The organism is Enterobacter cloacae complex sp. P12RS (genome assembly GCF_014895875.1).
In the GTDB taxonomy this organism is placed as follows: Bacteria; Pseudomonadota; Gammaproteobacteria; order Enterobacterales; family Enterobacteriaceae; genus Enterobacter; species Enterobacter bugandensis.
Genome location: NZ_JADBQO010000063.1, coordinates 1 through 17,921, shown reverse-complemented (window position 1 = coordinate 17,921; position 17,921 = coordinate 1). Strand labels below are relative to the sequence as shown.

Here is a 17,921-nt window from a genome sequence, read left to right as displayed (position 1 = left end):
CCTTATGAGAGGGCATTATATTTATCAGCACGGATATGTAAAAGGAGATATGTTATGTCAGACAGACTCGCTTTTCTTAAGAATAAAAATGTAAACTCAGACTGGTTAACTATCAAAGAAGCAGTTAAAGCATCAAAGAAAAACGGCATTAGAAAAATACAAGAAAGTGATATCTATCGATATGCTCTGCAGGGAAAAATCCTCCTTTCGATATACTTTCAGTCTCCAATCACCTTGAGGAAAATAAAATCCTATAACCATAAATTAAAGCTAAAACCTAAAGATAATAATTTACCTGACGGCAAAATTACGTCGGATGAAATCGTTTTTTTTAGCGAGAGTAATTTAACTTTCAGCACCGAAGGTAAATATTTTTACACTGCTCATGGCGTCATTGATACAAGTCTTTTTGGATATGAATATTTTCTCATACAATGCCTACTTGCTCACAATCTAAAAATACCATCACCTGTACTTAGAGGGAACAATAACTATGGCATCACTGTTTCCTTATCAGGGGAAAACTTTCTAGTTCACAATAGAATTTCATTACGCAATGGAATCTCATTAAATGACATAGATTTAAGTTTTAATGATGCCTACTTACCTATTTATAACTTACCGAAGGATGCATGTTTTGTTATCAGGCAAACTGAGTTAAATAAAATAGTCAACTGGCTGGCTGGAAAAAAAATCACTCTCGGACTCTTCCACACGCATATCATCCCCTCTATCAAGACTATTTTGGCTTGCCTGTAGAAATAATGAAACTATCAGCCCGTTGATAGGAAAACCTTACAAGTTGCTATCCATTTTTGAGCAATGGGCATCAGAGGAAGGCATTACCGATCGATTCAGTGGCGACACGCTCAAAACTGCGCTTGAGCGCGGCTCGCCCCCTTCCCTACCAACACAAAAGTAAGATGATGCCCTTCGCTATGAAAACCCGTATTAAGGATTGGATTTTCCGTAATACGGGTTCATCAACTTTCTCCGCACCACGACTTTGTGTTGTCGTGTTATCTCCCGGCTAGCGCAACATCTGCCACAGGAGAATACCGTGACATCTCATCAGTTATTACGTCTGAAACAGGTTGAAGAAAAAACGGGCCTGAAGCGCTCTCAAATCTATCTGTATATGAAAGACGGCACCTTCCCTCGCTCAATCAAGATTGGCCCAGCCAGTGTCGCCTGGCTCGAATCGGAAATTGACGAATGGATCAATATTAAATTAGCCCGCCGCTCAATAAGCTGAAGGGAGAAAACACCATGATTATCCCGTCACTGAATTACGCCGTTTTAACCGATGCCTTGCATGCATTGAAGGATGGCAACATTCGCTACTGTGAATCGCTCGGATTCACTTTCGACGAAATGAATGCCCTCAACCAATTATCACTAGACGAGCTGTTTATCATCAGTCGGGAGTCTGCGCAGTTTTTGGCTGTGACGGTTCATCACGACGCATTACACCTGCTTCTGGCTAAATCCCGTAAGGAGGTTCTGCAGCAGCAACGTATCAATCATGCCATCCGGCTCGGCGGGTCAATTGCGCTACTCAACAAATATTTTGGCCTCACCTCCAACGAAGTTTGCCTTCGCCGCCGGTTACTGGGCGTCCGTGTGCCTTATGGCCGGACGCCAGAGCCGAACGAAGAGACGGATGCGGCCATCTGGCGGCAATGGCAACAATGCCGGGTGGCCAACCTGGACTCGGCCGATGCGCTGGCCGCCATGATGCAGGTAACGCAAACCCTGCTGCCGAAAGTCGAAGGGTTGTCACTGACCATCGTTTGGAAGCGGATCGCACTTTGTGAACAGGAGACGTCAGACCGGAGGGCCGCACATGCCAGATGAGATCGACCGCGATCAGGAATTTAATGAGCAACGACTGGAGGATATGATTGAACAGAGTCGTTTTAAGCCAGGGTCTACGCCATCATTATTCCATTGTCGTCTATGCGGTAAGCCCATTCCTGAAAAGCGACGGCAGGCACTCCCGGGCATAACCACCTGCACAGAATGCCAGAAAAAACTTGAACGTCGAACACGTTAATAATGGTCATAAAGACATGCAGGAATATTTCCCCTGCATGTCTTTATCATTAACTATGAATATACAGTCGTCTTTATTAACTATTTCACTTACTTTTATTTTTCGCAGAGCTTACCCCCTCCACCACTAATTTATCTCTCTCATTTTAACTTTGAATTTATAGTTTATATACCGCCCCGGATATCTGATCCTGAAAACCTCATTACATAATAGCTACCCGAATGGACGTTAATTCCCCCGGGTCGGGTACTGCTCTTTAAAAATAAGTTTCGGGCTGTCACGAAACCACAATTCAGGGTGCCGCTGAATGTTCTCGCTGACCCGTTAAAACCGGAATGCAGAATTGGGATGTGACATTCATTTAACTCATTGTTGTTTTTATTAGAGGAGGCGTCATGCGAAAACCCATTTATCACGTATTTGTCACCCAGGAAAGTCAGCCCGACCCACAGGGTGAAAAAAACACCTGGTGGACGAAAGTCGGCGTCGCTTTCGCCCATCACGATAAACCCGGACTGAACGTGGTACTGACACCCGGCATTGCCGTTTCCGGAAAGCTGGTGCTCCTTGAGCCCCGGGATGACGGCGACACAACACAGGATACTCATCCCGTTTAACCACCCTTACCCTTTTTCCGGCCCTGTGCCGTCTGATGGCGGTACGCGTTGCCCGGTTTATCATTCCGAGGCCATCATGCTTTCCACCACCGTATTTCTGGCGGCGGCTATGCAGTGCGCCCCCAGCATTCACCCGTCTACGGTACTTGATGTGGCGCGGGTCGAATCCGGTTTGAATCCGTATGCCATCGCTGAAATTCTGCCCGGTGGCAAAGGCGTGATTTCACATTTCCCCACGAGCAGGGATGAGGCCGTCAGCCTCACCGGACGGTTGGCAGCACAGGGCCGACGCTATTCGGTCGGGCTGATGCAAATCACCAGCACCAATTTCCGTCATTACCGCGCGAGCGCCCGTGACCTTCTTAACCCCTGTACCAACCTGTCCGTGTTTGAGCACATCCTCACCGACTGCTACCGCCGCGGCGGTTCCCTCAAACGTGCGCTCAGTTGCTACTACTCAGGAAATTTCACGACCGGCCAACAGCCGGAATCTGCGTTTAACCAGACCAGCTACATCCAGCGCATCGGCTACGCCGTGCCGTCAACGCGGGAAGACCGGCAGCGACTTCCCGCCGAAAAGCTCGTGCCGACAATCCGTTACCCCGCCGCCGTCATGCGTGGCGAGCTTACCGATAACGCCACGCCAGTTCTGACATCCCTGCACTACCCCAACGCCTTGATACGCGGCGCGTTACCCATTCCCGACCCCAGGAGGAACAATGATGAAACGAAAACAGACTGACTGGCCCGCCCTCTCTTCCTTGTTAATGGCAAGCCCGGTGCTGGCAGCAGACAGCGGATTTAATAAAGCCAATGAGACGCTGAGTAACACCTCCACTGGCCTGCTCGGGCTGGCCGCCGTCACCATCACGCTGGCCACCATGTGGGTGGGATACAAAGTCTTGTTTGACGGCAAGAGCCTGCACGACATGCGCAACGTCATCATTGGCGCCATCCTTATCGTCGGTGCGTCAGGTTTCGGTGCCTACTGGGCGTCATAAGGGAGGTAACGATGGCTACGCTGAACAAAGCGCTGACGCGGCCTGCCGCCATAGCCGGTATTCCCCTCGTGCCGTTCGTGATGGTCAGCGGGGCTATCGTCCTGCTGGCGGTTTATGTCAGCTATTACCTGGTATTACTGCTTATTCCCGCCTGGCTGGAGATGAAGGCAAAAGCCAGAACCGATATTCACTATTTCGGGCTGCTCTGGCTGGCCTTTAAAACCCGTGGCCGGTTTGGCACCAATAAACATTTTGGTGCCAATGCCCTGCTGGCAAATCGCTATGACGCTGTCGACGTCTCGGAGTTTATTGAAAAAATGAAGTTAAACGAGCGCGTTACGCTGGAGAAATACATTCCGTATTCCTCCCATATTCACCCGTACGTCATCAGAAACCGCCAGGGTGATTTGGTTGCCAGCTGGGAGCTGGAGGGCACCATTTTTGAATGCGAGGACGAACACCATCTGACGTTAATGGCGACGCATCTCAATAACGTTATTCGTTCATATGAAGGCCTGCCGGTCACTTTCTATCTTCACCGTATCCGGGAAAAATACCACGATGCCTTTGACGCGAATTCAGGTATTCCCTTTTCTGATGAAGTGACCCGGCGGTATTACCAGCCGATCAACGAAAAGCCGTTCTGGCGGCACCGGCTGTTTTTCACCGTCTGCTACGCGCCCTTCTCTCCGCTGGGGAAAAAGGCCATGAAGGCGCAACCGTACGGTAAACGCAAAGCGGCGCTGGATGATGCCCTGAAAGTGATGCTGGAACACCGGGATGCGCTGGCTTCGACGCTGTCCCGCTATACGACGACGCCGCTGGGGATGTATGAAGAAAACGGGCGGGTATATTCCGCCCAGTTGTCCTTTTACCACCGTCTGCTCACCGGCCAGTGGCAAAAGGTGGCGGTCACGCCTGCGGCGTTTTATGAAACGTTAAGCACGCCGGATGTCTTTTTTACCACCGACACCGCCGAGTGCCAGACCGTCGGCGGCTCCCGCTTTTTTCGAAGTCTGGAAATCAAAGACTACTCGCCGGAGACCGCGACCCGCCTGCTGGACGCACTGCTGTATGCCGAAAGCGAGTATGTGCTGACGCAGTCCTTCACCTGCATGGCCCGCGATGAGGTGCAGAAGCATATTCGCCTGGCGGAAAAGCGCCTAACTTCGGCAGATGACGACGCCATTTCACAGCGCGAAGAGCTGATTGTGTTGCGTGACCTGCTCCAGTCCGGGCATGTCTCCTGCGGAAAATACCACTTTTCCCTGCTGGTATCTTCAGACAGCGCCGACCAGGTGGTCAAGGACACCAACGCGCTGGCGCAACCCTTCGCCGACCTCGGCATCATGACGACGCTGTCCACGCTGTCGCTGCCCGCCGCGTACCTGGCGCAACTGCCGGGGGTGTATACGTTGCGCCCCCGTCTGGTGGCCGTCAGCAGCCAGAACTTTGCCGACCTGGCGAGCCTGCACAATTTTCATCCTCATAAACGAAACGGCAATCCCTGGGGCGATGCCATCGCGATACTCAAATCCCCTGGCAGTGGCGGGTATTACCTGAACCTGCACGACAGCCAGAGCGGGCGGGATGACTTCAACGAAAAAACGCCGGGTAATACGGCGATTATCGGTAAAACCGGCTCAGGGAAAACGATGCTGATGACCATGATGCAGCAACTAATGCAGAAGTACCGCAATCCGGCGACGTTCTCTGAATCAGCCCCCCTTAAGCAGCTAACCACCGTGTATTTCGACAAGGACCGGGCGGCGGAGATGGCGATACGCCAGATGGGCGGACGCTACTTCCGTATCCGCACCGGCACGCCCACCGGGTTTAACCCGTTTAAGCTTGCGCCGACCCGGCGGAATATCAGCTTTATCAAACGACTGGTGCGCATGCTGTGCGGCCGCAACGGCAAGCCGCTCGATCCGCGCGATGAGGAGCGGATCAGTGCCGCCGTAGATACCATTATGCTCGACTACCCGCCGGAATACCGCAAGTTCGGTATCACCCGGCTGCTGGAAGTCCTGCCGGAGCCGCCAACCCCCGACGCCCGCATCAACGGGCTACGTATTCGCCTTAAACAGTGGGCGCAGGGCGGCGAGTTCGGCTGGGTATTCGACAATGAGGAGGACACCTTCAATATCAGCGACGTCGAAAATTTTGGTATCGACGGTACGGAATTTCTCGATGATGACGACATTCGCGGCCCCATTACGTTTTATCTGCTTTACCGCGTCACCAGCCTGCTGGACGGTCGCCGGCTGGTGATGTTCATGGACGAGTTCTGGAAATGGCTGGCCGATGTCGAATTCTCCCGCTTCTCGCTCAATATGCTGAAAGTGATCCGCAAACTGAACGGCATCTTCGTCCCCGCCACGCAGTCGCCTGACGAAATCGTCAAGCACCCGATTGCCCCGGCGATTATCGAGCAGTGCAGCACGCAGATTTTTCTCGCCAACCCGAAGGCCAGCAGGGCGGATTACGTGGAAAAGATGAAAGTGCCGGAAAGCGTGTACGACATCGTCAGAAACCTCGATCCGGGTGAGCGATCTATGGTGGTCCTGAAAACGCCGTTACGCGCGGGTGAAACCCGGCCTTTTGTGGCGATGGCGAAAATGGATTTATCGGGCCTCGGGAAACTTACCAAAATGCTCAGCGGCAGCGAAGACAACCTGAAGCTGTTCGACACCCTGTATCTGGAAGGAATGCAGCCTGATGACTGGAAAGCCGCCTTCCTTGAACAAGCCCTGTAATATTCATGACGGAGGTAATAAAAATGCGGTTCAGAGATACCATACTGGCATTATCACTGTTTATTTCCACCCAGGCGATGAGCGCCGGAATACCGGTATTCGACGCCGTACAGAATACCGAATCCATGAATCAGTGGATCCAGAAACTCCAGCAGTGGCAGGAAACCGTTACCCATTACAGAAGTGAACTTGATGCCTACAAGCAGCAATTAGCCACGGCAACGGGCGTGCGTGACGTTCAGGCATTTCTCCGCGAGGCCAAAAGTCTGAAAACCGATATTGATAATCTTCGTCAGCACGGTATTTCACTGGATGACCTGCTGAGCAACCAAAGCGGGTCATATTCGTCTGAACTTAATAGCTTGTATAACAAATATAAAACGTTCGATACCTGTAACCCGTCCAGCGCTTCACCACGCTATCTGGACAGCTGCAAACAGATGATCCTGAATCAGGCCGTAGCGATAGAAAATACGTCCGAGGTTGAAAACAAGATCACGGGCACGCTCGGCGATATATCAGATTTATCAGACCGTATTGCTAATGCGCAGGATTCGAAAGAGTCGCAGGACCTGGCTAACGCCATCGCGGCCAAAAGCGTACAATTAAATGCGCTGACCAGCCAGTGGGAAATGTCAGTCAAACAGGCTGAACAGCGAACAACGCTGCTGGAACAGCAAAAACAGAAAGCCTTTGAGCAACAGCAATTAACTGCGCCCGTTGCCGATCTGAACTCTCTATAGGGAGGTTAACATGTTAAAACCCGTATTAACCTTATGCATCATGTCAGGCATTCTCGTCTTATCCGGTTGTAAAGAGACGAAATCAGAAGCCTGGTATAAAGAACATCCCGATGAAACCTATAAAGTCTATACGCAATGCCTCATGGATGGTGAGGCAAGCGACAACTGCGAGTTTGCGCACCGGGCAGCACTCATGTTTGCCCAGACAGGCAAACCCGGCATCAGGGAAAAATTCGAGACACTGTTTCAGCAGGAAGCCCAAAAAAGAAAATCCGTCACTCAGTAAGATCCCCACCAACAAAAACAGAGGTACTTCCCTGTTTTTATCCCCTGTCTGTTCCTGACTAATGAGAGGCACCATGTCCGGTGGTATTTTTGTTGGTATGGACAAAAACATCATGGATGGATTCAATGCCGTGTTAGAAGGTCAGTCTTCTACCTACGGCACCCTAATCAGTGTGATTATCGTCAGTTCCTTTACCCTATTTATTACGTATCGCGGGTATCAGACCCTTGGCGGCAAACTCCAGACACCTGTTGAAGATGTTGTCTGGGATGTGGGCCGCATGTTGCTGATCACCACCTTTGTTTTAAACCGCGATGGCTGGCTGGATGCCATCATTGCGGCCATTGAAGGGCTTAAGGACGGCATCAGTGGCGATGATAATGTCTGGGCGCTGCTCGACACGGTGTGGGAAAAGGCACAAGCGCTGGGGCAAACGCTGTTCAATTTGGACACTTCTACCTACGTTAAAATGAATGGCGGCTTTGCCGAGGTGCTGGTCTGGGGCGGTGCAATCGTTCTGTTACTGGCTGCAACCTTTGTCAACCTGCTCGCCGAAATCACCATTCTGTTAATGACCACCACCGCCCCACTCTTTATTTTCTGCCTGCTGTACGGTTTTCTTAAACCCATGTTTGATAACTGGCTGAAAACACTATTTACCGCAATCTTAACGATCATGTTCTCTGCCCTGTCTGTCCGGATCGCCATCAACTACCTGAATAAAATACTGGATGCCGCCACAGCAACGTCTGCAGAAAGCAATATGGTGACCCTGGCGGCGCAATGTTTGCTGGCCGGGATTGCCGCAGGCGTCTTGGTGTATTTTTCAGCGAAAATAGCCACTGCGCTGAGCGGTGCCGCCGTGCAGGCCGTGTTACAGGGTGCAGCTATGAGCGGACTGAGCGGGCTGGCGAGCAAATCTGCCGACGTCTCCAAACCCGGCATAAAGACCGGGGGCCGACTGACCGCCAAAGGTGGCATGGCCGCAGCAGCGACAACCGGCAGGTTCATTGCCGCAGGGGCGGGCAAAACCGTGAGCACCTGGCAGAAACGTGCCACCGCCATTGAATGCATGAAACGCCAGAATCAGCAGCGTCATCGTTAATCCTCCCGACCGCTAATTTCTTTTCTCCGTCACGCCGTGGCCTCTGCCAGCGGTGAGGCCTTCCTGCATTTATCCGATAAGAGGCTTCCATGAAATTCAGCATCTTGCTTCTGGTGCTGTGCGCGCTTACGGGCTGCGCGCAGCATCAGGGCGACCTCCCACCGGTGTCCGGCGATCCCCAGCCGGTTAATTCCCCCGCCATAATTCAGGAGCTGACTCACCATGTCTGATATTCAGCGCATCATCGATGTCTCGCGCTCTTTTGAATCCATCCTGCTGGAAAAGGAAGAGCGCTCCCGCAAAACTGCCTGGCGGGTGGCCGCTGCCGGGCTGATTCTGGCTGCACTGGCGGTCGCAGCCATTATTATTCTGCTGCCGCTGAAAACCACTGACATTGAATTGTGGTCGGTGGACAAACAGACCGGTCGTTATGAGTATATGACCCGCCTTAAAGTGCGGGATATTGCGTCTGAAAAAGCACTGGCCCACTCACTGGCGGCACACTATGTCAGTCTTCGCGAAGGGTATAATTACTTCTCCCTCCAGCGTGATTACGACGACGTACAGTTATTTAACAGCGACACTGTGAACCGGGATTATCTGGACAGGTTTAACGGCGACCAGGCTCCGGACGTTATTTTTAATAAAGCCGAATATGTCGTCTATATCGACATTATTTCTAATGTGCATGCACCTGCCACCGGACCCGATAACCTGGCAACACTGCGTATTAAGCGCACCCTCCGTCGTATTTCTGATAATTCAGTGAAAACGGACTTCTGGAATATCCGCCTCACTTACCGCTATGTCCCGCATCAGCAACTGACGGACAGCCAGCGGGAAGTGAACCCGCTGGGCTTTATCGTCACCAGCTACCAGCGCGATAAAGAACTGAGGAGCGAATGATGCTGAAAAACATCCTGCTCCTGACGGGCTTAATGGTGTCATGCGCGACATGGAGCGCCGCCACCCCGCGCGGCAGCGGCTATGACAGCCGGATGCAGAACGTATCGTATAACAGCCAGAACGCCACCGTGGTGAATACCCGTCCCGGCTACGTCACCACGCTGCTGTTTGACGACGATGAAACTGTGATTGATGCACAAGCGGGTTTTCCAAAAGGCTGGACGGTCACGAAAAGTGATAACCGGGTCGGCGTCAGCCCGAACCCCATAACCCAGCCGGTGACGGACGCCAGCGGCAACAACGTCAGCCAGGTGTTCCTGCCCACGGCAAAGGACTGGAAGACCAACCTCTTCGTGGTGACCTCAAAGCGTGATTACAGCCTGGAGCTGAACGTGCTGGACCACGATTCCCACGCGCAGGCGTTCGTTATCCGTTACCACTATCCGGCCGAGGTTCGCCAGCAATCCGCCGCCGCCAGCGCCGAGCGTCAGACGCAGCAGCGTGAAAGACAGGAGAAGCAGCAGATAGCGGCGGCATTCGGACAGGCCAGCACGCCGCGCAACTGGCGCTACACCAAACGGGTCGCCGCCGGTTCGGCCTCCATCGCACCGGATTTTGCCTGGGATGATGGTCGTTTTGCTTATATCGGTTTTTCCCCCATCAAAACCCTGCCGTCTGTTTTCCGGGTGGTTAACGGACGGGAGCAGGCGCTCACGCCCCGGACAGTTAAGCAGGGTAATTACATTGTGATGGTGGTGCCGGCAGCGCCACAACTGGTGTTGCGTTACGGCACCTCAGTGGTAGGGATCGAAAACGACGGGTTCGGGCGCATCGCGATAACCCGCAGCGACACCGTTTCACCGTCCGTTACGCTGGAGGCCAGATGACCGATAAACCTGTCCCGGACAAGCCGGAAAAAACTACCGCAGAGCGGGAAGCGGAAGCCCGCGAACGCGCCCGTGCGGCAATGGCGTATCAGGAGCCGGAGCAAAGAACACCGCCCGGCCAGCCGGAAGTGACCCGTTTTCGTAAGGCATCCGGTCGCCGCACGCTGACCGTCAGCCTGCTGAGTCTGGCGCTGGTGATCGCCCTGGCATCCGGCGGCGATCATCTTTTCAGTGCATTGAAAGAGGGTAATGAGAAAGAAGCCGACACCTCGCCGCCGACCTCCGCCGGGAAGACGCTGCATGAGCGTCAAAATCTGGGCATGGACAGTAACCCGTTTGGCCTGTTCGGGCCGCACACACAGGACGAAACAGACCCTGCCCGCCAAGCCGTCACTCCCGCACCCACCCTGCCACCAGCCCCACCCGCTCTGAACAAGGCAGCCGCACTGGCTGACGGGCTGAACAACGCCCGAACAATGCCGGGTGATAATGCACGCACGTCCCCGGGTGAAATGCGTAGCAACGCAGAAACGTCCAACAGTCCGTCATCATCCACGACGTACACATCCTGTCCGTCAGTACTGACCAGAGGTAAAGATGGCCGCCTGCGCTGCCCGGAGACTGCCTCGCCGGAAACGGGTAATAACGACAATCCGGGCGTCGCCCGTGTCACCGGCGTCAGACGGCTGGGCCTCGATCCTGATCTCTATATCCCGGTGGACCGCTATATCCCGTGTTCGATGATGTGGCGCTTCGTGTCCGATGTCGCGGGGCATATTTCCTGCCTGGTCAGTGAAGATGTTTACAGCGCCAGCAACCATGTGACGCTGATCCCGGCGGGAACGGTCGCCCGTGGCATCTACCGCACCGGGGCGCTGCAACACGGACGCAGCAGGATGTTTGTGCTGTGGACGGAGCTGCGTACGCCTGAGCCCGGCAGCCTGCAAATCCCGCTAACTGATACGCAGGCCAGCGGCCCGCTCGGCGAGGCGGGGATCTCAGGTTGGATCGACAATCACTTCTGGGAGCGCTTCGGCAATGCCCTGATGCTCAGTACCGTGCAGGACGTGGCTGCGGCGGCGTCGGATGCTGCCCCGGGGAAAGACCGCAATACCGACTACACCGAAAACACCCGCGCCGCCACGGCGGAAATGGCGAAAACGACGCTGGACAACAGCATCAATATCCCGCCCACCCTTTACCTGAATCAGGGTGATGTCATCGGGATCATGACCGGCACCGACATTGATTTCTCATCCGTCTGGCAGCTACGACTGAAAAAGAGGTGGTATGAACGCTGAAAACCTGTCGCTGGATTTTATGAAAAAACAGCTGTTTGGTGAGTTTATTGCGCAGGACGGCCTGACGGAAATTGCCGTTAACCGGCCGGGTGAACTGCATACCAAAATTCGGGGGAAATGGCGAAGACATGAAGCCCCCATTACGCTGCGCCAGTGTTACGCCTTTGCCAGAGCGCTGGCGTCGTGGCAGGACGATAATATCGACGACACCTCGCCGATCCTTTCCGCCACGCTTGAATCAGGCGAGCGCATTCAGGCCATTATTCCCCCGGCCTGTGAGCGTAATACCGTGTCTATTACCCTGCGCAAACCCTCATTCGGGCAGAAAACGCATCAGTCATGGATTGATGCGGGATTTTATAACCGGGTGACCGGTAGGGAGCGAACGGAAGGCAAAGATGTTGAACTGACCCGCTACTATCAGAGTGAGGATATTCCCCGCTTTATGGAAAAAGCGGTGGAATACGGCAAGACGATTTTTATCGTCGGTGAAACCGGGTCCGGTAAAACCACCTATATGAAAACGCTGCTGCACTCGATTCCCCGGCACCTCAGGCTGACCACCATTGAGGATAATCCCGAAATCCGGCTCTATCACCACACCAATTATGTCCATCTCTTTTATCCAGCGGACGCCGGGGATAATGCCATTATCACGCCCGGCAGACTGATACGCGCCAATTATCGTATGAACCCTGACCGGATATTACTGGCTGAAATTCGCGGTCGGGAAGCCTGGGATGCCCTGAAAATCGTCGGTTCAGGGCATGAGGGATTGATAACCTCCCTGCATGCGGGCAGCCCGGAAGAATGTATCGAAGGGTTAATTGACCGCTGCTATGAAAACCCCGACTGCCGAAACATGCCTTTCGAAGTGCTGTTACGCAAGTTGCTTAAGAGCATTGATGTGATAGTCAGCATTGATATTCACGGTGACATACGCCGGATGAGTGATGTTTATTTTAAACCCCTTCATCTCAATGACATGAGAGGTGTATTCAGCAAAGGACTCCAGTAAATAACATATCCAAATACGCTACCCTTGTTTAAATGTGAAGGTGACCGAAATGAAAAAAGTAATATCCTCCGCTTTATTACTCAGCGCTATGGCGTCATATTCCACCTCCGTCATGGCCGCTGACGCCTGTGAAGTGGTGTTATGCATGTACGGTAAAGCCACCGGGAACGGCGGCGGCAATGAATGCCATTCGGCCGAACGAGCATTCTTTAACATAGTCAAAAAGAACAGGCACGGTTTTCTGCCGGACCATACTGCCGATGCCAGAAAATCGTTTTTACTTGAATGTGATTCGGCAGACCCCGCCATTATCAGCCAGATTATCAATAAATTTGGCCGCATTCGTGGTTAATTAGCGGAGGTTATCTTTATGACGAAACCGGGTTTTATTCAGCATCCCTGGACACATCAGCGCGGAGATTCCATGCGCGCAGCCTGTGTTATTGAGCACATTGAAAATGAGTCGATGCACGGATGCGGCCTTTATTATGAAATATATCACTACCGGGTTATATGCCGGTTATTGCAATTACTGCAAACGCTGAACGGCACCGACAGAATAACGCTGACAGAAGAAGCTAACCGTCGAGGGTTTACGCTTGATGAAACCAGCATTAAAGAAAGTCGTCAGTGTTATTCCGACATCATCAGGGAAATCCGCGAGAACCAATATTAACCCCTGCTATTATTTTATTCTCAGTTCTCAAACGACAGCGGAATATTTCAGCCGAATCAGGCTTAAGGCGTGGCGGTTTTCAGGTTTTTACGGTCTAGCACATTTTTCGCGAATTAAGGAGTGAAGAAATGCGGGCCGTAAAAATGAGGCAGCGGACAGAATTATTTTCGCGGGTTAAGGAGCGAAAATAGTTCAGGCACCGCGCCTCACCGGCAAACAGCCGCGCCCACGCGGATTTTGCCGGCCGGGGGGAGCCGAATAAATTTCGCCGCCCCAGCGAGCGAAAAGCTGTCGCCCACGACAGCGATTTATTTGGGGGGCACAGCCCCGCACACCGTCGCGGCTAAGTCTCCGGCCAAAAGCCGGTAGCGTGGCGCGACCACCCTCTTTAAAGGTCAGCTTCCCTTTTATTCCCGCTGCGAGGCACGAGCAAAGGGAAGAAAAAGGCGAAAGCGACCGTCTTAAAGGGGGTGGTCGCGCGTAGCGTGCGACGGTGTGCCGCCTTTGACCTCGGGGGTTTTGACGCGGCGTCCAGCCACGACATTACCCCCATGCGACAGGCAATAAGGGCGTCCAGCCCGCATGTACTGGCGCACGCCGTTTGGTGCAGGGAAGCATGCTTTCCTGCACATGGTCGCACAGCGGCCACCTTCTTTACCCCATACACTCGCCCCGCCTTTTCGCCCGACACCGTGGGGCGAATTGACGGGGAGATGTCATGGGGCGAATAGCTGACGAAGGAGGCACGATGATTTTAAATAAGCTTGCCGCTTCACTGTCGCCGATAGTGAACGGGATGCTGGCGCTGCTCGCTTTTGTACAACAGCAACAACTGATACTGGCGTTATTAGCGGGGCTGACGATGCCGTTTTTTGCGTCGATGAAAAGCGATGAACGGCAGAAAGCGCCGCTCTGGAAAAAGCTGATTATTGCTTTTTCCCTGCTGTGTTTTCTCTATGGCACACTGGCCCCGATAGTTATCGGATCCTTTCAGTGGCTGTATAAAATAAAACTCACCAGTGATAATACAGTACTGGCCTGGTCAGTACGGATTGTATTCACTGTAACCGGGATTATTTTTCATATTATGCTTCGTCGGGTATTCACGCCGGAACTGGATAGAATTAAGAAACGCCTTGTTAAAAAGACCACCCTTGAACGGGAATTACGTACTGATGTCCGAACCGTGAAATCCCTGCTACCGGAAACTCTGCATTATAACCCACTGGATTATATCGACCTGAATAAAGGAATCTTTACTGGCATGGACAGGGAGAATGAACCGATGTATCTCCCGTTAAAGGACTGGCAGAAACAACACGCGGACATTATTGGCACCACCGGAGCCGGTAAAGGGGTCGCAGCTGGGATATTGCTCTACCAGAGCATTCTGGCCGGTGAAGGTGTCTTTGTTATGGACCCCAAGGATGATGAATGGGCTCCACACCTTTACCGCAAAGCCTGTGAGGATGCAGGCAAGCCTTTTGCCTTAATTGACCTGCGAAAACAGCAATACCAGTTAAACCTGATTGAAGATATTACGCCCGATGAACTGGAAGAACTGTTTGTTGCAGGGTTCAGCCTTGCGGAAAAAGGACAGGAATCTGACTTTTATCGCATTGATGACCGAAAAGCCGCGCGTATCGCCGCGCATTTTGTCAGCGATAATCCATCGGCAACACTCCGGGATGTTTATAACGGTGATTATGTTCAGGGTATTGCTGAAAGAATCAAAGCATTTTTCGGCAAGATTGAGGAACTGGCATTACTCAATGCCGTTAATTCACCGAAAGGTTTTTCACTCAGGAAAATATTTGATGAAGGTGGTTGCTGTTATGTTGTCGGTTCCATGCGAAACAGCAAAATTATAACCGCACAGCGGATGCTGCTGGTTCGCCTTTACCAGTTAGCAGAAAGGCGCGACCGTGTAACAGACGTCCCCCGCCCCATTGCTGTTTATCTTTCCGAACTGAAATACCATTTATCCAGACCAGCGCTGGAAGGTCTAGGTGCGGCGCGGGATAAAGGTGTGCATATTATTATGGACCACCAGTCCATCGCCGATTTAAAAGACTGCCCGGCAGATTTGAAAGGTGACGCAGTTGTCGGCGCTGTGGTAGAAAATGCAAAATTCAAGCTGGTATACCGGGTTATGGACCCGGATACAGCGGAATGGGTGGCAAGAATGTCAGGCACGATTCTGGTGGATGACGAACTCCGTAAGGCTAAGACGGATAATATGCTGACGGAAACCATCGACAGTGAGCGCACAATCCGCCAAGCCGAACGTTTCTTTATTGACAGCAATATGATCCTGAACCTGCCCGATTTTGTCAGCTTTATCTTTACGACAAAAACGCTACCTTCTGCTTCACTGATCTCGCCGATAAAGGTCAGAAAGCGTCAGCTAAAAATCTTTTCGGTTTCCCCTGATATTGCCGCAGGGGCAGCCCCGGTGAAGATCATGCTGGATTTTGGCGAGGATGATAAACCAGCCATGCGGGATGTGATGACAACGCACCCGGCTCTTTTCTTCGACGAAATAGAAGTAAAACCGGTAAAGCCGAAACCTGATGATGAAGAACACCTGTCCCCGCAGGATTTTTAAGGAGCGGTTATGCTGATTTCGTCCTTTCACGAGCGCCAGACGCGTAACAACGAAAAAATAAAACAACTGCTGAACTTCCTGAAAGAAGAAACTTACAGTGATTTTAAAACGCTGATGCTGTTATTTGGTTTCCGGGATCATAAGTCGCTTTATTCGCTGTTGGCAAAAACGGAGCGAATGGGGTTAATCCAGAAGCATATGCTTGAATCACGGACAATCAAGATTTCATTATGGGGGATCACCAGCGACGGGCTAGCGGTGGTGTTAACCCCGAATGATAAAATCTTTCCTGCGCGGTTTGAACCATCAAAAATCACCGGCTGGACGCTGGAGCACCATCTTGATAATCAGGCCGCCAGGCTTATTCTGGAGAAGAAAGGCGCTTCGGGATGGATTAACGGCGACCGGGCCACCTTTCTCAGCCAGTATCAGGTAAAACATCGCCCGGACGGATTACTGACGCTGCCCGACGATAACGTTATTGACATTGAAACCGAGCGCCTCATGAAAAAAAAAGCCCGCTACCAGTCGATTATTGCCAGCCACCTGCTGGCCCGTACCCGCAAGCAGTGGATTTACGTTTTTTATGTTGTGCCTGACCCACAGAAAAAACGGGCACTTGAACTGCTGTTTGACAGCATCAAACATGTCATCATCAACCATCAGCACGTCCCGCTGGAAGAACGTCACCGCCGGGTATTTCGCATTTATACCCTTGATGAACTGAAGCGCCTGTCATTAGACAGTTATACGTAAGCTTTGACTCAGGCCATCGTGATGGCCTCACCGGGCTGGCGGCGATACCGCCAGGCCGGAAATTTTTTATTCCACTGCGAGGCGCAGACTGTTCGGTACTCGCGGTGCTGCGTTCCGCCTCAGTCTGCGCCTTGCAGCGTTGCCGGTTAAAAACCATGTAACCGCACTCCCTTGCGGTTGTCCGGCTCCGGACTCAGAGTTTATTCATCAGATAACAATGCGCTTTAGAGGCGGCGCTGGCCGCTTTGAAAATATAGCGCTTGTCGTTTTTCAGCGCTTTCAGCCAGGAAGCAATATAGCTTTCATGTTGTACTTCGCCATCAATCCCCAGATCCGCCATCAGAAAGGCACTTCCCAGCTCCGCCACCAGTTCTTCCTCTGCATAATCCGCACTGCCAAACTTCCCTTTCATTTCACGGTTCAGGCGTTTTTTGCCACCACTCCAGTGGACAAGCTCATGCAGACCGGTAGCGTAGAAGTTAGCCGCATCAGCGAATAGATGGCGCTCCGGTAACCAGACTTCATCAGTTGATGGGCTGAAAAAGGCGTTTTGTCCTTTCTCAATGATTTTTGCGCCGCTCTTCCTGAACAGGTTTTCAGCCTCGGGCAACGAGTCAAAGGTTGCTTCCGGACTGCCCGTTTCAGTTGTCAGGGGCAAACCGTCGATTTGCTGAACGTTAAATACGGTAAAGGTTTTCAGCATCGGGATATGTTCAACGTCTCCGGCGTCGTTTTCCTTTTCGAGTGTGGTGTAGAAAATGGCTGTTGTGCCACGTTCACCCTTACGAACCTGTCCACCTGCTGCCTGTGCCTGTTTGTAGGTCATCCAGCGGTAATCGCTGAAACTCTGTTTAGATGCGCTGCACCACAGCAACATGATATTCATGCCACTATAAGCCGCACCAGTGGCGTAATTGGAAGGTAGACCAGACATGCCATCTACACGCTGCCACGGGCAGGACCACGGTTTTACACCGGCTTCCAGCGCTGTAATGATGTTGTCAGTAACAGTCTGGTAAATGTCGGTTCTGGTTTTAGAAAATTTCGTTTTTGAGGAGCCTGACGGGTCCAGCGGGGATACGCTGGTCGCCGCTGCGGTGTTAGGGGCGCTCGTCCGGGAGGTATGCAGGGAAATCGTCATGTTTTTTTCTCCGTCAGTGTGTGATTTTCGTCTTCGTATCGCCTGACGGTTCGCTTTCCCG

21 protein-coding genes are annotated in these 17,921 nt (G+C 52.3%); 20 read left to right on the top strand and 1 reads right to left on the bottom strand.

Annotated features, from left to right (window positions below; translation table 11 throughout):
* Nucleotides 1–54: 54 nt before the first annotated feature.
* From IM284_RS22430 to mobC, 20 genes are all read left to right on the top strand, one after another.
* Nucleotides 55–759 carry a hypothetical protein gene (locus IM284_RS22430; protein WP_370552125.1) on the top strand — a complete coding sequence of 235 codons (705 nt, stop codon included), beginning with the start codon at nucleotides 55–57 and terminating at the stop codon, nucleotides 757–759.
* A 301-nt stretch (nucleotides 760–1,060) separates the two neighbouring features.
* Entirely contained in the window at nucleotides 1,061–1,255 is a 195-nt protein-coding gene (locus IM284_RS22425; protein ID WP_032699280.1) for an AlpA family transcriptional regulator, read from the top strand.
* Between the two features lie 14 nt (nucleotides 1,256–1,269).
* A complete protein-coding gene (locus IM284_RS22420) occupies nucleotides 1,270–1,857 on the top strand; it encodes a DUF2857 domain-containing protein (RefSeq protein ID WP_044613673.1) in 588 nt (195 codons plus the stop codon).
* Entirely contained in the window at nucleotides 1,847–2,056 is a 210-nt protein-coding gene (locus IM284_RS22415) for a TraR/DksA family transcriptional regulator (protein WP_044613674.1), read from the top strand. The genes IM284_RS22420 and IM284_RS22415 overlap by 11 nt, the downstream gene beginning before the upstream one ends.
* Before the next feature lie 395 nt (nucleotides 2,057–2,451).
* Complete coding sequence (locus IM284_RS22410; protein ID WP_044613675.1) at nucleotides 2,452–2,673, top strand: hypothetical protein; 222 nt, start codon at nucleotides 2,452–2,454, stop codon at nucleotides 2,671–2,673.
* A gap of 76 nt (nucleotides 2,674–2,749) precedes the next feature.
* Entirely contained in the window at nucleotides 2,750–3,415 is a 666-nt protein-coding gene (locus tag IM284_RS22405; RefSeq protein WP_044613676.1) for a lytic transglycosylase domain-containing protein, read from the top strand.
* Nucleotides 3,396–3,674: a TrbC/VirB2 family protein gene (locus tag IM284_RS22400; RefSeq protein ID WP_032699349.1), complete on the top strand. Its 279-nt coding sequence runs from the start codon at nucleotides 3,396–3,398 to the stop codon at nucleotides 3,672–3,674. The genes IM284_RS22405 and IM284_RS22400 overlap by 20 nt, the downstream gene beginning before the upstream one ends.
* An 11-nt stretch (nucleotides 3,675–3,685) precedes the next feature.
* Nucleotides 3,686–6,433: a VirB3 family type IV secretion system protein gene (locus IM284_RS22395; RefSeq protein ID WP_193055935.1), complete on the top strand. Its 2,748-nt coding sequence runs from the start codon at nucleotides 3,686–3,688 to the stop codon at nucleotides 6,431–6,433.
* A gap of 23 nt (nucleotides 6,434–6,456) precedes the next feature.
* A complete protein-coding gene (locus tag IM284_RS22390; protein WP_044613678.1) occupies nucleotides 6,457–7,176 on the top strand; it encodes a type IV secretion system protein in 720 nt (239 codons plus the stop codon).
* Nucleotides 7,177–7,186: 10 nt separating this feature from the next.
* On the top strand, nucleotides 7,187–7,462 hold the full coding sequence (locus IM284_RS22385; RefSeq protein ID WP_072122307.1) for an EexN family lipoprotein: 276 nt from the start codon (nucleotides 7,187–7,189) through the stop codon (nucleotides 7,460–7,462).
* A 73-nt stretch (nucleotides 7,463–7,535) separates the two neighbouring features.
* Complete coding sequence (locus IM284_RS22380) at nucleotides 7,536–8,567, top strand: type IV secretion system protein (protein ID WP_193055934.1); 1,032 nt, start codon at nucleotides 7,536–7,538, stop codon at nucleotides 8,565–8,567.
* A gap of 89 nt (nucleotides 8,568–8,656) precedes the next feature.
* Nucleotides 8,657–8,797 carry a hypothetical protein gene (locus IM284_RS22375; protein ID WP_015696803.1) on the top strand — a complete coding sequence of 47 codons (141 nt, stop codon included), beginning with the start codon at nucleotides 8,657–8,659 and terminating at the stop codon, nucleotides 8,795–8,797.
* A complete protein-coding gene (locus tag IM284_RS22370) occupies nucleotides 8,790–9,473 on the top strand; it encodes a virB8 family protein (RefSeq protein WP_044612901.1) in 684 nt (227 codons plus the stop codon). The genes IM284_RS22375 and IM284_RS22370 overlap by 8 nt, the downstream gene beginning before the upstream one ends.
* Nucleotides 9,473–10,360: a P-type conjugative transfer protein VirB9 gene (gene virB9, locus IM284_RS22365; RefSeq protein ID WP_032699262.1), complete on the top strand. Its 888-nt coding sequence runs from the start codon at nucleotides 9,473–9,475 to the stop codon at nucleotides 10,358–10,360. The genes IM284_RS22370 and virB9 overlap by 1 nt, the downstream gene beginning before the upstream one ends.
* Nucleotides 10,357–11,661, top strand: coding sequence for a VirB10/TraB/TrbI family type IV secretion system protein (gene virB10 / locus IM284_RS22360; RefSeq protein WP_044612900.1), 1,305 nt, complete (start codon nucleotides 10,357–10,359; stop codon nucleotides 11,659–11,661). Before virB9 ends, virB10 begins: the two co-directional genes overlap by 4 nt.
* Nucleotides 11,651–12,679 carry a P-type DNA transfer ATPase VirB11 gene (gene virB11, locus IM284_RS22355; RefSeq protein ID WP_044612899.1) on the top strand — a complete coding sequence of 343 codons (1,029 nt, stop codon included), beginning with the start codon at nucleotides 11,651–11,653 and terminating at the stop codon, nucleotides 12,677–12,679. Before virB10 ends, virB11 begins: the two co-directional genes overlap by 11 nt.
* Nucleotides 12,680–12,728: 49 nt before the next feature.
* A complete protein-coding gene (locus IM284_RS22350; protein ID WP_044612898.1) occupies nucleotides 12,729–13,031 on the top strand; it encodes a TrbM/KikA/MpfK family conjugal transfer protein in 303 nt (100 codons plus the stop codon).
* A gap of 18 nt (nucleotides 13,032–13,049) precedes the next feature.
* Nucleotides 13,050–13,355: a hypothetical protein gene (locus IM284_RS22345; protein ID WP_044612897.1), complete on the top strand. Its 306-nt coding sequence runs from the start codon at nucleotides 13,050–13,052 to the stop codon at nucleotides 13,353–13,355.
* Nucleotides 13,356–14,103: 748 nt separating this feature from the next.
* A complete protein-coding gene (locus IM284_RS22340) occupies nucleotides 14,104–15,963 on the top strand; it encodes a type IV secretory system conjugative DNA transfer family protein (RefSeq protein ID WP_110195069.1) in 1,860 nt (619 codons plus the stop codon).
* Nucleotides 15,964–15,972: 9 nt separating this feature from the next.
* On the top strand, nucleotides 15,973–16,719 hold the full coding sequence (gene mobC / locus IM284_RS22335) for a MobC family replication-relaxation protein (RefSeq protein ID WP_193055933.1): 747 nt from the start codon (nucleotides 15,973–15,975) through the stop codon (nucleotides 16,717–16,719).
* Between the two features lie 193 nt (nucleotides 16,720–16,912).
* Here mobC and IM284_RS22330 read toward each other — a convergent pair whose 3' ends face one another.
* A complete protein-coding gene (locus tag IM284_RS22330) occupies nucleotides 16,913–17,860 on the bottom strand; it encodes an ArdC family protein (RefSeq protein ID WP_142668889.1) in 948 nt (315 codons plus the stop codon).
* Nucleotides 17,861–17,921 lie beyond the last annotated feature (61 nt).

Coding starts and splice junctions, on each gene's coding strand:
- IM284_RS22430 (WP_370552125.1), top strand. CDS start 55: ATGTCAGACAGACTCGCTTTTCTTAAGAATAAAAATGTAAACTCAGAC.
- IM284_RS22420 (WP_044613673.1), top strand. CDS start 1,270: ATGATTATCCCGTCACTGAATTACGCCGTTTTAACCGATGCCTTGCAT.
- IM284_RS22415 (WP_044613674.1), top strand. CDS start 1,847: ATGCCAGATGAGATCGACCGCGATCAGGAATTTAATGAGCAACGACTG.
- IM284_RS22410 (WP_044613675.1), top strand. CDS start 2,452: ATGCGAAAACCCATTTATCACGTATTTGTCACCCAGGAAAGTCAGCCC.
- IM284_RS22405 (WP_044613676.1), top strand. CDS start 2,750: ATGCTTTCCACCACCGTATTTCTGGCGGCGGCTATGCAGTGCGCCCCC.
- IM284_RS22400 (WP_032699349.1), top strand. CDS start 3,396: ATGAAACGAAAACAGACTGACTGGCCCGCCCTCTCTTCCTTGTTAATG.
- IM284_RS22395 (WP_193055935.1), top strand. CDS start 3,686: ATGGCTACGCTGAACAAAGCGCTGACGCGGCCTGCCGCCATAGCCGGT.
- IM284_RS22390 (WP_044613678.1), top strand. CDS start 6,457: ATGCGGTTCAGAGATACCATACTGGCATTATCACTGTTTATTTCCACC.
- IM284_RS22385 (WP_072122307.1), top strand. CDS start 7,187: ATGTTAAAACCCGTATTAACCTTATGCATCATGTCAGGCATTCTCGTC.
- IM284_RS22380 (WP_193055934.1), top strand. CDS start 7,536: ATGTCCGGTGGTATTTTTGTTGGTATGGACAAAAACATCATGGATGGA.
- IM284_RS22375 (WP_015696803.1), top strand. CDS start 8,657: ATGAAATTCAGCATCTTGCTTCTGGTGCTGTGCGCGCTTACGGGCTGC.
- IM284_RS22370 (WP_044612901.1), top strand. CDS start 8,790: ATGTCTGATATTCAGCGCATCATCGATGTCTCGCGCTCTTTTGAATCC.
- virB9 (WP_032699262.1), top strand. CDS start 9,473: ATGCTGAAAAACATCCTGCTCCTGACGGGCTTAATGGTGTCATGCGCG.
- virB10 (WP_044612900.1), top strand. CDS start 10,357: ATGACCGATAAACCTGTCCCGGACAAGCCGGAAAAAACTACCGCAGAG.
- virB11 (WP_044612899.1), top strand. CDS start 11,651: ATGAACGCTGAAAACCTGTCGCTGGATTTTATGAAAAAACAGCTGTTT.
- IM284_RS22350 (WP_044612898.1), top strand. CDS start 12,729: ATGAAAAAAGTAATATCCTCCGCTTTATTACTCAGCGCTATGGCGTCA.
- IM284_RS22345 (WP_044612897.1), top strand. CDS start 13,050: ATGACGAAACCGGGTTTTATTCAGCATCCCTGGACACATCAGCGCGGA.
- IM284_RS22340 (WP_110195069.1), top strand. CDS start 14,104: ATGATTTTAAATAAGCTTGCCGCTTCACTGTCGCCGATAGTGAACGGG.
- mobC (WP_193055933.1), top strand. CDS start 15,973: ATGCTGATTTCGTCCTTTCACGAGCGCCAGACGCGTAACAACGAAAAA.
- IM284_RS22330 (WP_142668889.1), bottom strand. CDS start 17,860: ATGACGATTTCCCTGCATACCTCCCGGACGAGCGCCCCTAACACCGCA.